Genomic DNA, 12,731 nt, shown 5'->3' with positions numbered 1-12,731 from the left:
CGGAGTGAACCACCAACAAACCGAGGAGTCCTACCGTGCCCAAAGAAAGTGGCCGTAAGGTAGTGGCCACCAACCGCAAGGCCCGGCACGACTACCACGTCCTTGACACCTATGAAGCCGGCATCGCGCTGATGGGCACCGAAGTGAAGTCCCTGCGCGAGGGCCATGCCTCGATGGTGGACGGCTTCTGCACGTTCTACAACGACGAGCTGTGGATGGAGGGCATCCACATCCCTGAGTATCACCAGGGGAGCTGGACGAACCACGCCGCGCGCCGCCGTCGCAAGCTGCTGCTGCACCGCGAAGAGCTCACGAAGATCTCGCACAAGATCCGCGAGTCGGGTTTCACGATCGTGCCGCTGCAGCTGTACTTCGTGGACGGCCGCGCGAAGGTCGAAATCGGCGTCGCCCGCGGCAAGAAGGAGTACGACAAGCGCCAGACGCTGCGCGAACAGCAGGACAAGCGCGAGGCCCAGCGGGTCATGCGCGAACGCAACCGCCGCTAGCGCGCCGCAGGCTGTCACCTTCCCCGGGAATGTTTCCCGGAGGCGGTGCGTTATGATTGGTAGTCCGGGAAGGATTCGAAAGTGTCCGGTCCGGGTTTGATAAAAAAATACGGGGATGATCGGTTTCGACGATGTTAGTCGCGACAGGTGAAGCGGGCCGAGGATGCAGAATTATCTCGTAAACGCTGTCTGCAAACCAATAAGTGCCGAATCAAAACGCACTGACTTCGCTCTCGCTGCCTAAGCAGTAAGACAGTCCGTCAGCCCGAGGTTGCTATTGCCCCGGATCCTGGCGTCATTTAGATAGCCACTGCTGTTTACCTCCGTCATCGGGGTAAACGGGACTCTTAGATGACTGGGCCCGGATCAGCCAGCTGTTTGCAGCATGGCTGGGGCCGAGAAAATCCAACGCAAACTGCGCCCGGAGAAGCCCTGACAACACGACATCGGACGGGGGTTCAATTCCCCCCATCTCCACATAGGGGCCCGGCAACGGCGCTCCACCCCGTATTGGGTTCACAGAACTCCCCGCCGGCTTCGGCCGGCGGGGAGTTTTGTGCGTTAAGCGGGAAGGGAAGCGCCGGCAGGCACTTCCCTTCCCCTTACGCAACACGCCAACGTCAGGTGCCGAGGACTTTCGCCTTCTGGGCCGCAAACTCCTCTTCGGTGAGGATCCCTTGCTCCTTCAGCGCCCCGAGCTCCTTGAGCTGCTGGATGGCGTCGTTGCTGATGCCGCCGGCGGGCGGGGGAGGGGGCGGCGCTTGCTGGTAGACAGGCTGCTGGTATTCCTGCGGCGGTGGCTGCTGCTGGGCCATCTGCGCATCGTAGGCCTCCTGCTGCTTGGCCGCCGTCGCGGCGTCCTTCTCGGCAAACTTGTTGGCCTGGCGGCGCTGGACCCGGCCGCTGACTGCACTGGCCGTCCCGGCAACGACTGCCGTCCGTGCCACACCCCTAAGAAGTCCCATAATTCTTCTCCTCTCACATCTCTTGTTCTGCGTCAGGTCTTAGGCGTCGGCTACCGGAGGTGCGGCGGCGTCAAGGGCATCAAGTGCTTCCATCACGTCCGGCGCAGGGATCCGCGTGCTCGCGATGAGTTCGCCGCCGCTGTCCCGAACAGCCGCCACGAATGGGGCGGCCCAGGTGTTCTCGTAGACGATCAGCGCGGCCACCGTCCCGGGGAGCAGCGCGGCCGATGCCTCGGCGATATCATCGTCGCCCAAAAGCCCGGTCCGGGCTCCCTCGAAGTAGGAGAACCCCGCCGCGGGACCGCCTGGGTCGGTCAGTTCGAGCACCTCGACAGATCCGTCGTCATTCTTCATGACGACGAGGAGATCGAAGAGGCGGATCACGCCCTGCTCGACGAGCTTAACGAGTTCCTCACTCGCCTGTCCCGTTAACCCCGATACGGGGAACTCCAGGAGTACGAAGTCGACCGGCCCGTGGGCCTCAGTCTCCGGTGTGGTTGTCACTGGTATTCCTCCGGTCTGTGTCGAGCACGCTGTCTGGCGCACTGGTCTTAGTGTGGGCGGTCCCCGCCGGGCCGTCACCACCCGCGTCGAATGATTCCGATGGCGGCCCGCACCCGCTCAACGGTTGGAACTGGCCCGCGGACATGGGCTGGAACCGGACCTCGCGGTTGGATCCCAAGACCCACTAAAGCGCCAACCGGAGATTGTCACATCATCCATTTCGGGTGAGCCCCCCATCCCTCCGGCATGTGTCAGGGCCACACAACAAGAGGCCGGAAGCAACGGCTTCCGGCCTCTCGATTTTTCAGCGCTTCTTGATGTGTGCCACTGGGTCGGTGTGGGCATCAACGATGTGTTTCGCCTTTTTCTCTGCCCGTTTTTCCTTGATGGTTTTAACCGACTTCTTCGACACGCTCTGGTGCGGCGTCTTGTCAGGCATGGTGCTCTCCCTCACGGCTGGGGCCAGGAGTAGCCCCGACTTTTAAGCTACGCCTCCGGAACCGCGGCGTCCACGATCCCTGCGAAACGGCTGCCGACGCCGTCGTACACGCTGCGCACGAGCCCGGGCCCGAGCACCGGGATGTCGCGTTCCTCGTGGTGCGCGCAGCAGACATAGGTGAAGTCCGGCCACCATTTTTTGGGCCGGGCCGCTTCGGAGAATCCGCAGACGGCGCAGGTGAGCTGGACCCAGACGGGCCGCTTGCCGGTGCGGTTTGCTTTGGACTGGACCAGCCACGCCGGCGGGTTGTCCAGCAGCTCGCCGAGCTCGGCTTCGGAGAGCCGGGGTGGGATGCCGTGGCGGTGCGCCATTTCCAGGGGAATGTCGAGGATCTGGGCTGCTTCACGTCGGGTAACCATCCTTCAACGATACGGGAACGACGGCGGCCCGAAGCCACCCGAACGCCCCGGTGTAACGCTCGACACACCGGCGGCTGGCTGCGGTTTTCAGCCCGCGAGGGCAAGTCCCAGCGCCGCGGCCGCGAGCCCCGCGAGGAGGTTCGAGCCGATGTTGAGCGCCGCCGCCCGGTACCGCTCTTCGCTGACCAGGCGGATCGTCGCGGTGGTCCATGAGCTGAAGGTGGTCAGACCCCCGGCGAGACCGGTTGCGATCGCGGCGTGCCAGTCGGCGCCCAGCTCCAGGTGGCCGGTCAGGCCGACGGACCAGCCGATGATGAAGGATCCGACGACGTTGACCGTGAACGTCGCCCAGGGCCAGTGCGGTCGGGAGCCCTGATGGTGCGCAAACCAGGAGTCGACGGCGAACCGCAGGAGTGCTCCCGCCACGCCGCACGCCCCGACCACGAGCGCGGTCATCATTGGGCACCGCCGCGGAGGTCGGCAATCGCCTTGCCGGTTTTCCAGCCGGCCGCCGCCGCCCCCAGGCCCAGGACGAGCGAGAGCCCCAGGTAAGCCAGCCACGTGGCGTGGAAGCCGCCGCGGATCTGCTGGTCAATGGCGATCACCAGCGCCGAAAAGGTGGTGAAGGACCCCAGGAGGCCGGGGCCGATGCCGGCGCGCAGCCAGAATGCCGTCTGCGGCCGCGCGATCCAGAGGGTCGTCAGGGTGGCCAGGACGAAACTCCCGAAGACATTGATCGTCAACGTTGTCCACGGCACCGCGCCGGCGCCTTCGGGAAAAATCAGGCCGGCGCCGAAACGCAGCTCGGTTCCGATCAGTCCGCCGACGGCGACGGCGGACCAGGCCTTCCAGCCCGGGACGCCGGGGCGCGGTCCGGCCCGGCGCTCGTCCAGCGCACCCTTCACTCAGTTCTCCGTGACGCTGCAGCCGGCGTGCGCGGCTTCGCTGTGGACCCAGAGGGCCGAGGCGACCTCGTCGGCGAAATCGAACTCGCGCGGTGCCGCGGCGGAACCGATCCGCACCACCATGGGGCCGCCGAAGGGCCGCCGGCCCACGACCTCGACTTCGGCGTCGAGGTCGATGTCCTCGGCGGCGAGATAGCGCAGGAGTTCCGGGTTCTCGTCGCTGATCCGGGTGATCCGGCCGGTGTGGCCGTCGTCGAGTTCGCTCAGGCGGTGAGCGGCGGGCATCAGCACCGAGCCGTCCGCTGCCGGGATGGGATCGCCGTGTGGGTCCCGGGTAGGGTTCCCCAGCTTGGCCGCCATCCGTTCAATGAAGGTGTCAGAGACGGCGTGCTCCAGGAGCTCGGCTTCGTCGTGGACCTCGTCCCAGCGGTACCCGAGCTCCCGGACGAGGAAAGTCTCGATCAGCCGGTGCCGCCGGACCATGGACAGGGCGAGCCGGACTCCATCGCTGGTGAGCGTGACGGCGCTGTAGGGCTTGTGGTCTACGAGGCCTTGGTCCTTGAGTTTGCGGACCATTTCCGAAACCGAGGAGTTGGCGACGCCCAGGCGCTGCGCCAGCTGCGTGGAGGTGATGGGCTTGTGCTGCCACTCGGTGAACGAATAGATGACCTTGACGTAGTCCTCGATCGAGGAGGAGGGCGTACTGGTCTTCACAGACCTAAGCCTACCGTCAGCTGCCTCCGGAGAAAGTGAGCCACAGCAGGACCAGGTTGAGTGCCACGACGAGGACCACGCTGATGATGGCTGCGATTCGGAGGGCAGGGCCGTCGGCAAACCGTCCCATAAGGGCCTTGTTGCTGGTCAGCATCACCAGCGGGACCAGGACAAAGGGAATCCCGAAGCTGAGGACGACCTGGCTCAGGACCAGTGCCCAGGTGGGGTCGAAGCCTACCGCCAGCAGCACGACGGCGGGAATGAGGGTCACGACGCGCCGGGCCATGACGGGAATCCGGATCTTGAGCAGGCCCTGCATGATGGAGCCACCGGCATAGCACCCCACCGAGGTCGATGCCAGGCCGGAGGCGAGCAGCCCGACAGCAAAGACCACGCCGACGATCGGGCCGAGGTTGGCGGTGATGGCGGCGTGCGCGCCCTCGATTGTGTCCGTGCCCTCTTCGCCGCCGAGGGTGGAGGCGGCCAGGAGCAGCATGCCGATGTTGACCAGTCCGGCGATCGCGAGTGCGGCCACGACGTCGAACCGGGTGGCCCGGACCAGGCGCGCGATGGCCGCCGGGGGAACATGCAGGTGTTCGTCCGGCCGGTGCCGGTCCCGGGACAGGGCCGAGTGGACGTAGATGGCGTGCGGCATGACGGTGGCCCCGAGCATGCTGGCGGCCAACAGGACAGTGTCCGGGCCCTGGAAGCCGGGCATGAGCCCGGCCAGGGCGGCCCCCGGATCTGGCGGGCTGATGAACAGCCCGGCCAGGAAGCCGATAGTGATGATGCCGAGCAGGAACATGATGATGAATTCGAACGGCCGCTGTTTCTGCCGGGCCTGGACGGCGAGCAGGAGCATGGAAACGGCACCGACAATCAAGGCGCCAAGGGGGAGCGGGAGGCCGAAAAGCAGGTACAGGGCGATAGCGCCGCCCACTACCTCAGCGAGGTCGGTGGCGGCGGCGACAACTTCGGCCTGCACCCAGAAAGCGCGGCGCCAGAACGGCTTAAGCCGTTCACCAAGGATCTCCGGAAGGCTCTTGCCCGTCACGATCCCGAGCTTGGCGGACTGGTACTGGACGAGGACGGCCATGACGTTGGCGGCCACGAGGACCCACACCAGCAGGTAGCCGTACTGCGCGCCGGCGGTCAGGTTGGCGGCCACGTTTCCGGGGTCCACGTAGGCGATCGATGCCACGAACGCCGGCCCCAACAGGCCGATCAGCGCCCTGCGGGCACCCGGGTGTTTGTAGGTGGGGGCGACGTCCTGCGCCGGTTGCCCGTGTCCTTTTACCTCCAGCACTGCCAGCTCCTGTGATTGGCGCGTCCGCGTTGACGCGATGATCGGCGCCGGCTGGAAAACAGCCGGCGTCAAAGTTCCATCTGCCTACAAGTAATTATTAGGCATACCGAAACAATAAGCCCGGCGGGGCCTTGCATGCAATCCGGGAATCCGGGGGGAACGGGCATCAGGCCCGGAATGCCCGCCACGTCTGGGTGAGGTAAGGCAGTTGGAGCACGTCGCCTGGGGTGTGCCCCAGGTGCTCGTGCAGGTACCAGGTGAGGTTGGCCATGACCTTGGCCCGGGTGGAGTCCGATGCCGCGAGGTAGTAGCTGCGGGATTTGGTCAGCTCCTGGATGTCCTCCGTGGTGACGGAATCCTCCCACCGCGTCAGGTGGCTCTCCAGCCCGGTGAACTCGGGGCCCACAGCGGGGCGGAAGTGTGGTTTGAGGACGTCCCCGGCGTGCATGATCCGGGAGAGGCGGTGCACCCAGGGCACGCTGGTGTCCAGCTGGTTCCAGATCAGGCCCAGCACTCCGTGCGGCCGCAGGATCCGGGCAATCTCGATGCTGGCCAGGCCAGGATCGCACCAGTGCCACGCCTGGGCGACCGTGACGAGGTCGAAGGATTCCGGCTCGAGACCCGTGTCCTCGGCGCTGCCCTCGATGGCGATGACGTCCGGCAGGGTCCGGCGCAACTGCTCCAGCATGTCGGCAGAGGGGTCCACAGCCACCGTGTCCAGTCCGCGTTCTGCCAGGAGCGCAGTGAACTTCCCGGTGCCGGCGCCAATGTCCGCGGCGTCCCTGGCCCCCGCCGGGACCAGCCAGCCGGCGGACTCCTGCGGATAGCCGGGGCGGACGCGTTCATAGTGTTCCCCGCCGTCCTGGAAGCTTTGTCCGAGTTCCTGGCGCCGCCCGCTCTGCAGCTTGGGTCCACTGTGCAGCCTGGGGCCGGCGCTTGCCACGTGCGATCTCCTTCGGAAGGTCCTGCTTGTTTCAGGTACCTTTCGAATTTACCGCACCCTCGCCGGGCCCTGATCCTGCGCTAGTCGAGGGTGCAGGGCGCGGCGCCGGCGGTGCCCGGGGTGTTCGGCGCCCAGTGGGGGTAGCTGCGGGTGTCGTTGGCCGGCACCCAGCGGCCGGCGTCCACCACGTAATCCCAGCCGAGTCCGTTCTGCCGCAGCTGCTGCAGGCCGGCCAGCAGGCGTTCGGCGTCCTCCAGCCGCGAGCCCAGCCCGAAGCTGGCCCGCAGGGAGCCGGCGGGCAGGCCGAGCCGCTTGAGCAGCGGGTGGGCGCAGAATCGGCCGTCGCGCAGGCCAATGCCGTGTTCGGCCGACAGGTAGGCGGCCACCAGCCCGGCGTCGAAGCCTTCCACGGAAAAGTTCACGACGCCGATCGTGCCGGGGCCTGCCTGGCCGCCTTCGGGGGAAGAAACGGAAGGCGAATCGGCAAAGATACGGTGCACGGTTACTCCGTCGATGCCCTGGAGGCCTTCGACGAGGAAGGACCGGATGGCGTCCTCGTGGGCCTGCCACTGCTCCTGGTCCAGGGCCGCAATGACCTGGGTGGCACGGGCGAGGGCCGCCGCGCCAAGGACGTTAGGCGAGCCGCCCTCGTGCCGGGCAGGTCCCGTGGTCCAGCTGACGGAGTCGAGCCGGGCGTCGCGGACAGCGCCGCCGCCGGCCAGGTGTGGGGTGCCGGCGTCGAGCCAGTCCGTCCGGCCCACCAGCACGCCCGCGCCGAACGGGGCGTACAGCTTGTGCCCAGAGAAGGCGAGGTAGTCGACGCCGTCCGCGGCGATGTTAATCCGCCGGTGCGGGGCCAGCTGCGCGGCGTCGACAACGATCCTGGCGCCGTATTCGTGTGCCAGCGCGGCCAGGGTCCGGATCGGCAGGATCTCCCCGGTGACGTTGGAAGCGCCGGTGATGGCCAGCAGGCTGACATCGCCGCGCGCCAGCTCCTCGCGCAGGCGGTCCACCGTGGCCGCGAGGGTGGGGGCGGCCACGACGCTGCGGTGCGGGACATTCTGCCAGGGCAGGAGGTTGGCGTGGTGCTCGATGTCGAGGTAGACGACCTCGCCCGCGGGCCGCCCGTCGCGCAGCGGCAGGCAGCCCGCCAGCAGGTTCAGGGAATCGGTGGTGTTGCGGGTGAAGATCACGGAATCGTCCGGCCGGCCGCCCACGAAGTCCCGCACGATGTCCCGGGCGTTCTCGTAGACGGACGTGCTGATCTGCGATGCGTAGCCGGCGCCGCGGTGCACGCTGGCGTAGTACGGCAGGATTTCGTTCAGGTAGGCCGAGACCACGGACAGGGCCGGGGCGGAGGCGCCGTAGTCGAGGTTGGCGTAGCGGGTGTGGCCGCCGGTGATCAGCGGCGCCTGGATTTCCGCCCCGGTAACGGCGGCCAGCGGGCGGGCCGCGAGGGCGAGGCGGCCATCAGCCTGCCCTGCAGACCGTTCTGCACCGGCGGCATGGAATTCGGGGGCGACGGGGAAAATGGCAGTTGTCATGGGACCTCACTCGAACAGGACCCCACACCGTGGGAATCCGCGCTTGCCGGGTCCGTTCCGGACCGGCCAGGTCGTCACCCGGGGCACCCCACCGCGACTGGAGGGTTGCCGGCCAGCAAACCGGGGTTTAGCGCTGGCACTCGTGACCTGCATCGAGCGTAGGACATCCGCGCAGCCGGGGAAAAGGCGGGCGCCGATTGTGAAGCGGATTATTACGGGCGCGGCCACAACGCGCTGTGGCCGAACAAACGGCGGCGGCGGCCCCGCAATGGGGGTCGGCCGCCGCCGTTTGTTCGATCAACCAGGGGCTTGGATCAGTGGTTCGGTTCAGTTGTTGGGGTGAGCCGGGAAGAGGTCGTCGAGACCGGGGTTAAGCCGCTTGAGGACTTCCGAGTGCAGGATCGAATTGGTGGCCAGGGCATTGCCGCCGAAGGGTCCGTCCTCTCCCTCGAGCGAGGTGAAGCGGCCGCCGGCCTCGGTCACGATCGGCACCAGGGCGGCCATGTCGTAGAGGTTCAGCTCGGGCTCGCAGGCGATGTCCACGGCACCCTCGGCCACGAGGCAGTAGGACCAGAAGTCACCGTAGGCGCGGGTCCGCCACACTTCCTCGGTCAGGCCCAGGAACTCATCCAGATTCCCGCGTTCCTTCCAGCCGCCAAGGCTGGAGTAGGACAGCGAGGCGTCCTCGAGATTGGAGACATTGGATACCTTCAAGCGTGTGGCGGCGGCGAGCGAGCGGCCCGTGTAGGCGCCCGCACCCTTGGCGGCCCACCAGCGCTTGCCCAGTGCCGGCGCGCTCACGACGCCGACCACCGGTTCGCCCTCATCGACGAGGGCGATCAGGGTGGCCCAGACCGGGACGCCGCGGACAAAGTTCTTGGTGCCGTCGATCGGGTCGATGATCCACCGGCGGGAACCGTGGCCCGAGCTGCCGAATTCCTCGCCCAGGACCGCGTCCCGCGGACGTGACCGGGAGAGCTGGCCGCGGATGGCCTCTTCCGCGGACTTGTCGGCATCGGTGACGGGTGTGAGGTCGGGCTTCGTCTCGATCCGAAGGTCGAGCGCCTTGAAGCGGCTCATGGTCTGGGAATCGACCGAATCTGCCAGTACATGGGCAAGGCGCAGGTCATCGTTGTAGCTCGAAGCGGGTTGGCTCATGGTTCCAAACTACCGTCAAACCGGGCTGCCGGGCGGGAGGCCGCGGCACGGCGCCGCAGCCCGGTTGCCGGGCCGGCTAGGAGACGGTGCCCAGTTCCTTGGTTTCCTGTGCTTCCATCCGCGGGTCCGTGCCCAGCAGCCGGCGCAGGGACGCGAGCCTGGCCGGTCCCGAGGGCCCCGCGTGCCCGGCGGCCACCCACTTGTCGACGCCGCAGTTGACGGCGGTGGAGTCATGCTTGCAGCCGCGTTCGCAATCATCGGTTCCCGGTTCCAGGTCCGGGAAGGAACGGAGGATCCGGTCCGGGTCCACGTGGGCCAGGCCGAAGGACCGGATGCCGGGGGTGTCGATGATCCAGCTGCCCGCCGGGGCATCGTTGACCTTCAGCGCCAGTGCCGAGGAGGACGTGTGGCGGCCGCGGCCGGTTACCGCATTCACGCCTCCCGTGGCCCGCTCGGCCCCGGTCAGGGCGTTGACCATGGTGGACTTGCCGACGCCGGAATGGCCCAGCATCACGGTGACCTTGCCGTCGAGGTAGTCGCGCAGCTGGGACACCGCGTCCTTGTCGAGCCGGGCGGAGAGCCCGTCGTCGGAGCGGGCGTCGATGCCGGAAGCGGCGGAGTCCGCGGTCTTGGAGATGATGACGGGAAAATCGAGGTGCTGGTAGTTGGACAGCAGTTCGGCGGGATCCTTGACGTCGGCCTTGGTGACGAGCAGCAGCGGCTCGATGCCGGCGTCGTATGCGGCCACCAGTGCGCGGTCGATGAAACCGGTCCGCGGCTCGGGGTTGGCGGCGGCGACCACCACCACCAGCTGGTCGGCGTTGGCCACGACGGCGCGTTCGATCGGGTCCGTGTCGTCGGCGCTGCGGCGCAACAGTGTCTTGCGGTCCTGGATCTTGACCAGACGCGCGAGGGTGTCGGGCTCGCCGGTGACGTCGCCGACCAGGGAGACGAAGTCGCCGGCAACCACGGGGTTGCGGCGCAGCTCCCGGGCGCGGGCCGCGATGATCTTGCGTTCGTCCGGGGTTCCTTCGCCGACGACGGCGGTGTAGCGGCCGCGGTCAACGGTGATGATGCGTCCGGTGACGGCGTCGTCGTAGCTGGGCCGGTCCTTGGTGCGGGGGCGGGTGCCCTTCTTGTTCGGCCGGATCCGGACGTCGGACTCGTCCCAGGAATCAGTGCTGCGTGCCACCGGCGGTGTCCTCATCTGCGGCGGGTCCCTGTGCCAGCATCGCTTCCCAGAGTTGCGGGAAATCGGGCATGGTCTTGGCCGTGGTTGCGATGTCCTCGACCTCCACGCCGGGTACGGCAAGGCCGAGGATGGCGCCGGCGGTTGCCATGCGGTGGTCCGCGTAGCTGTGGACTACGCCGCCGTGCAGCGCGGCCGGGCGGATGATGAGGCCGTCGGCGGTCTCTTCGGCGTCGCCGCCGAGGCGGTTGATTTCGGCGACGAGGGCGGCGAGCCGGTCCGTTTCGTGGCCGCGGAGATGGGCGATGCCGCTGAGCCGCGAGGGGCCGGCGGCGAGGGCGCAGAGTGCGGCCACGGTGGGGGCGAGTTCGCTGGTCTCGTCGAAGTCGCCGCCCTTGATCTCCGGCCCTCCGCTGACGGTCAGGGTGCCGTCGTCCACTGTCACGGTGGCGCCCATGGCGGTCAGGATGCCGCGCCAGAGATCACCGACCTGGGTGGTTTCCGCGGGCCAGTTCGGGATCCGCACGGTGCCGCCGGTGGCCAGGGCCGCCGCGAGGAACGGGCCGGCGTTCGAGAGATCCTGCTCGATCCGGACGTCGAAGGCGCGGATCGGGCCGGGGGAGACAACCCAGTGGTTCGGCACCGAGTCATCGACCGCCACGCCCACGCCGCGCAGCACGGCCACGGTCATGTTGATGTGGTCCAGGCTCGGCACGGGCTTGCCGACATGTTCGAGGTGGAGTCCTTCGGTGAAGCGTGCCCCGGCCAGCAGCAGGGCGGAGACGAACTGGGACGAAGCGCTGGCATCGATGATCAGGTGGCCGCCGCGCACCTCGCCCGTGCCGTGGACGGTGAACGGCAATGACGACGCCGGACCGCCGTCGGGCGCGGTCACGGCCACACCCAGGCCGGCCAGGGCCTCGATGATGGTGCCCATGGGGCGTTTGCGGGCGTGCGGGTCGCCGTCGAAACGGGCCTCACCGCGGCGCAGCGCCGCCACCGGAGGCACAAAGCGCATGACCGTGCCGGCCAGGCCGCAGTCGATCGCCGTGTCCGCCGCGGCGGCGTCCATGCTGATCGGGACGATTTCCAGGTCGGGGCCGAAGGCGCCGTCGCCGGGAACCTCCGTAACGGTGGCCCCCAACTGCCGCAGGGCCTCAATCATCAGCGCGGAATCGCGGGAGTGGAGTGGGGCCCGCAGCCGGGACGGCCCGTCCGCGAGGGCGGCGAGCACGAGGTACCGGTTGGTCAGGGACTTGGATCCCGGAACGGTGACCGTGGCATCGACGGGCCGTGCGGCGAAGGGGGCGGACCAGTGCGGACCGCCGTTGGCAGGGTGGGACGGGGCGGCTGCTGAGGGGGTGGTGCCAGTCATTACCGTCTTAGGCTCCGGCAGAGTGGTCTACGGCCTTGCGGACGACTTTGTCGGCCTTCTTCAGCTGCTTGTTGGTGGTCTTGCGGGCATCGGCGGCGAGGTGTCCGGCGCTCTTCTTGGCATCCGCGGCCAGGTGCCCGGCGCGCCAGGCCAGGCTGGGCTTGCCGGCGGTATCGACCGCGGCGAGGAGCACGCCGCCGGTGAGGGAGACGTTTTTCAGGAGCTGTTTGCGGCGGGCGTCGCGGGCTTCCTTCGAGGAGATGTCCGCGCTGCGCCATTCGACGTAGCCGTTCAGGATCGAAATGACGGCGAGCAGGGTGGCCGCCAGCCGGGCGGATTTGCCGAGGGCGAAGCAGAGGCCGGCACCGATCTGGGTGCCGCCGATCACGCGTGCCACGACTTTTTCATTCGGCTGGAACGGCAGGGCGTCGGCCGTGCGGCGCAACAGGGGCGACAGCTGGGCCGCAGTGTCATCCGCGTTCTTGAGCTTGTCCATGCCGGCGAGGACGAAACTGGAAGCGAGCATGGGCCGGGCGAGAAAGCGGACAAACGACATGAATTTCCTCCTGGATGGACGAACAGCGGCTTCACTGCGGGAGAACCGGTTCTAGTCTTGCACTTTTGCGGAATATTTGCCCGCAGGACGTGGTTGTGAAAGGCAGATCCCAGCAGGCTAACGAAGGCGGAGATTTGACTCTGGTCAAAGACAGGGCGGAACCGGAAGCCGGTTCCGGGCAATCATGGACCCTCGCGCTTCCGGCGGT

15 protein-coding genes, 1 other RNA gene and 1 riboswitch are annotated in these 12,731 nt (G+C 67.6%); of the genes, 2 read left to right on the top strand and 14 right to left on the bottom strand.

Annotated features, from left to right (window positions below):
• Positions 1-35: 35 nt before the first annotated feature.
• Complete coding sequence (gene smpB, locus ABH915_RS16015) at positions 36-506, top strand: SsrA-binding protein SmpB (protein WP_026266743.1); 471 nt, start codon at positions 36-38, stop codon at positions 504-506.
• A 111-nt stretch (positions 507-617) separates the two neighbouring features.
• Positions 618-986, top strand: a transfer-messenger RNA (tmRNA) gene (gene ssrA / locus ABH915_RS16010).
• A 140-nt stretch (positions 987-1,126) separates the two neighbouring features.
• On the opposite strand, the gene ABH915_RS16005 is transcribed toward ssrA, so the two are convergent.
• The 14 genes from ABH915_RS16005 to ABH915_RS15940 form a co-directional block, all read right to left on the bottom strand.
• Entirely contained in the window at positions 1,127-1,471 is a 345-nt protein-coding gene (locus ABH915_RS16005; protein ID WP_370123094.1) for an SHOCT domain-containing protein, read from the bottom strand.
• A 39-nt stretch (positions 1,472-1,510) separates the two neighbouring features.
• Positions 1,511-1,975 (bottom strand): DUF6325 family protein, encoded by a 465-nt coding sequence (locus ABH915_RS16000; RefSeq protein ID WP_018775273.1) that lies wholly within the window; start codon positions 1,973-1,975, stop codon positions 1,511-1,513.
• Between the two features lie 304 nt (positions 1,976-2,279).
• The gene (locus tag ABH915_RS15995) at positions 2,280-2,414 is read right to left on the bottom strand and encodes a hypothetical protein (protein WP_018775274.1); all 135 of its coding nucleotides are present in this window, start codon (positions 2,412-2,414) and stop codon (positions 2,280-2,282) included.
• 47 nt (positions 2,415-2,461) lie between these two features.
• Positions 2,462-2,833, bottom strand: a complete 372-nt coding sequence (locus ABH915_RS15990; protein WP_018775275.1) for a hypothetical protein — start codon at positions 2,831-2,833, stop codon at positions 2,462-2,464.
• A gap of 87 nt (positions 2,834-2,920) precedes the next feature.
• On the bottom strand, positions 2,921-3,289 hold the full coding sequence (locus tag ABH915_RS15985) for a CrcB family protein (protein ID WP_370125023.1): 369 nt from the start codon (positions 3,287-3,289) through the stop codon (positions 2,921-2,923).
• Positions 3,289-3,738 (bottom strand): CrcB family protein, encoded by a 450-nt coding sequence (locus ABH915_RS15980; RefSeq protein ID WP_370123089.1) that lies wholly within the window; start codon positions 3,736-3,738, stop codon positions 3,289-3,291. Before ABH915_RS15980 ends, ABH915_RS15985 begins: the two co-directional genes overlap by 1 nt.
• Positions 3,739-4,452 carry a metal-dependent transcriptional regulator gene (locus ABH915_RS15975; RefSeq protein WP_370123086.1) on the bottom strand — a complete coding sequence of 238 codons (714 nt, stop codon included), beginning with the start codon at positions 4,450-4,452 and terminating at the stop codon, positions 3,739-3,741. It abuts the gene before it with no gap.
• 16 nt (positions 4,453-4,468) lie between these two features.
• Positions 4,469-5,758: an Nramp family divalent metal transporter gene (locus ABH915_RS15970; RefSeq protein ID WP_026538451.1), complete on the bottom strand. Its 1,290-nt coding sequence runs from the start codon at positions 5,756-5,758 to the stop codon at positions 4,469-4,471.
• 166 nt (positions 5,759-5,924) lie between these two features.
• Positions 5,925-6,701, bottom strand: a complete 777-nt coding sequence (locus ABH915_RS15965; RefSeq protein ID WP_370123083.1) for a class I SAM-dependent methyltransferase — start codon at positions 6,699-6,701, stop codon at positions 5,925-5,927.
• An 80-nt stretch (positions 6,702-6,781) separates the two neighbouring features.
• Positions 6,782-8,245 carry an aminotransferase class V-fold PLP-dependent enzyme gene (locus tag ABH915_RS15960; RefSeq protein ID WP_370123081.1) on the bottom strand — a complete coding sequence of 488 codons (1,464 nt, stop codon included), beginning with the start codon at positions 8,243-8,245 and terminating at the stop codon, positions 6,782-6,784.
• Between the two features lie 34 nt (positions 8,246-8,279).
• Positions 8,280-8,393, bottom strand: a riboswitch (SAM riboswitch).
• A gap of 179 nt (positions 8,394-8,572) precedes the next feature.
• Positions 8,573-9,403 (bottom strand): histidinol-phosphatase, encoded by an 831-nt coding sequence (gene hisN, locus ABH915_RS15955; RefSeq protein WP_370123078.1) that lies wholly within the window; start codon positions 9,401-9,403, stop codon positions 8,573-8,575.
• A 76-nt stretch (positions 9,404-9,479) separates the two neighbouring features.
• Positions 9,480-10,595 carry a ribosome small subunit-dependent GTPase A gene (locus tag ABH915_RS15950; RefSeq protein WP_018775283.1) on the bottom strand — a complete coding sequence of 372 codons (1,116 nt, stop codon included), beginning with the start codon at positions 10,593-10,595 and terminating at the stop codon, positions 9,480-9,482.
• Positions 10,579-11,967: a 3-phosphoshikimate 1-carboxyvinyltransferase gene (aroA, locus tag ABH915_RS15945; RefSeq protein ID WP_370123075.1), complete on the bottom strand. Its 1,389-nt coding sequence runs from the start codon at positions 11,965-11,967 to the stop codon at positions 10,579-10,581. Before aroA ends, ABH915_RS15950 begins: the two co-directional genes overlap by 17 nt.
• A gap of 7 nt (positions 11,968-11,974) precedes the next feature.
• Complete coding sequence (locus ABH915_RS15940; RefSeq protein WP_018775285.1) at positions 11,975-12,523, bottom strand: DoxX family protein; 549 nt, start codon at positions 12,521-12,523, stop codon at positions 11,975-11,977.
• Between the last annotated feature and the right edge of the window lie 208 nt (positions 12,524-12,731).

The organism is Arthrobacter sp. MW3 TE3886, assembly GCF_041262145.1.
In the GTDB taxonomy this organism is placed as follows: domain Bacteria; phylum Actinomycetota; class Actinomycetes; order Actinomycetales; family Micrococcaceae; genus Arthrobacter.
The sequence above is the reverse complement of the archived record's forward strand: the minus strand, read 5'-3'. Positions and strand labels throughout refer to the sequence as shown.

Bases quoted from the DNA above. Each gene is read 5' to 3' on its own strand.
- ABH915_RS16005 (WP_370123094.1), bottom strand. From the start codon at position 1,471: ATGGGACTTCTTAGGGGTGTGGCACGGACGGCAGTCGTTGCCGGGACG.
- ABH915_RS15960 (WP_370123081.1), bottom strand. From the start codon at position 8,245: ATGACAACTGCCATTTTCCCCGTCGCCCCCGAATTCCATGCCGCCGGT.
- hisN (WP_370123078.1), bottom strand. From the start codon at position 9,403: ATGAGCCAACCCGCTTCGAGCTACAACGATGACCTGCGCCTTGCCCAT.
- ABH915_RS15985 (WP_370125023.1), bottom strand. From the start codon at position 3,289: ATGACCGCGCTCGTGGTCGGGGCGTGCGGCGTGGCGGGAGCACTCCTG.
- ABH915_RS15940 (WP_018775285.1), bottom strand. From the start codon at position 12,523: ATGTCGTTTGTCCGCTTTCTCGCCCGGCCCATGCTCGCTTCCAGTTTC.
- ABH915_RS15995 (WP_018775274.1), bottom strand. From the start codon at position 2,414: ATGCCTGACAAGACGCCGCACCAGAGCGTGTCGAAGAAGTCGGTTAAA.
- aroA (WP_370123075.1), bottom strand. From the start codon at position 11,967: ATGACTGGCACCACCCCCTCAGCAGCCGCCCCGTCCCACCCTGCCAAC.
- ABH915_RS15990 (WP_018775275.1), bottom strand. From the start codon at position 2,833: ATGGTTACCCGACGTGAAGCAGCCCAGATCCTCGACATTCCCCTGGAA.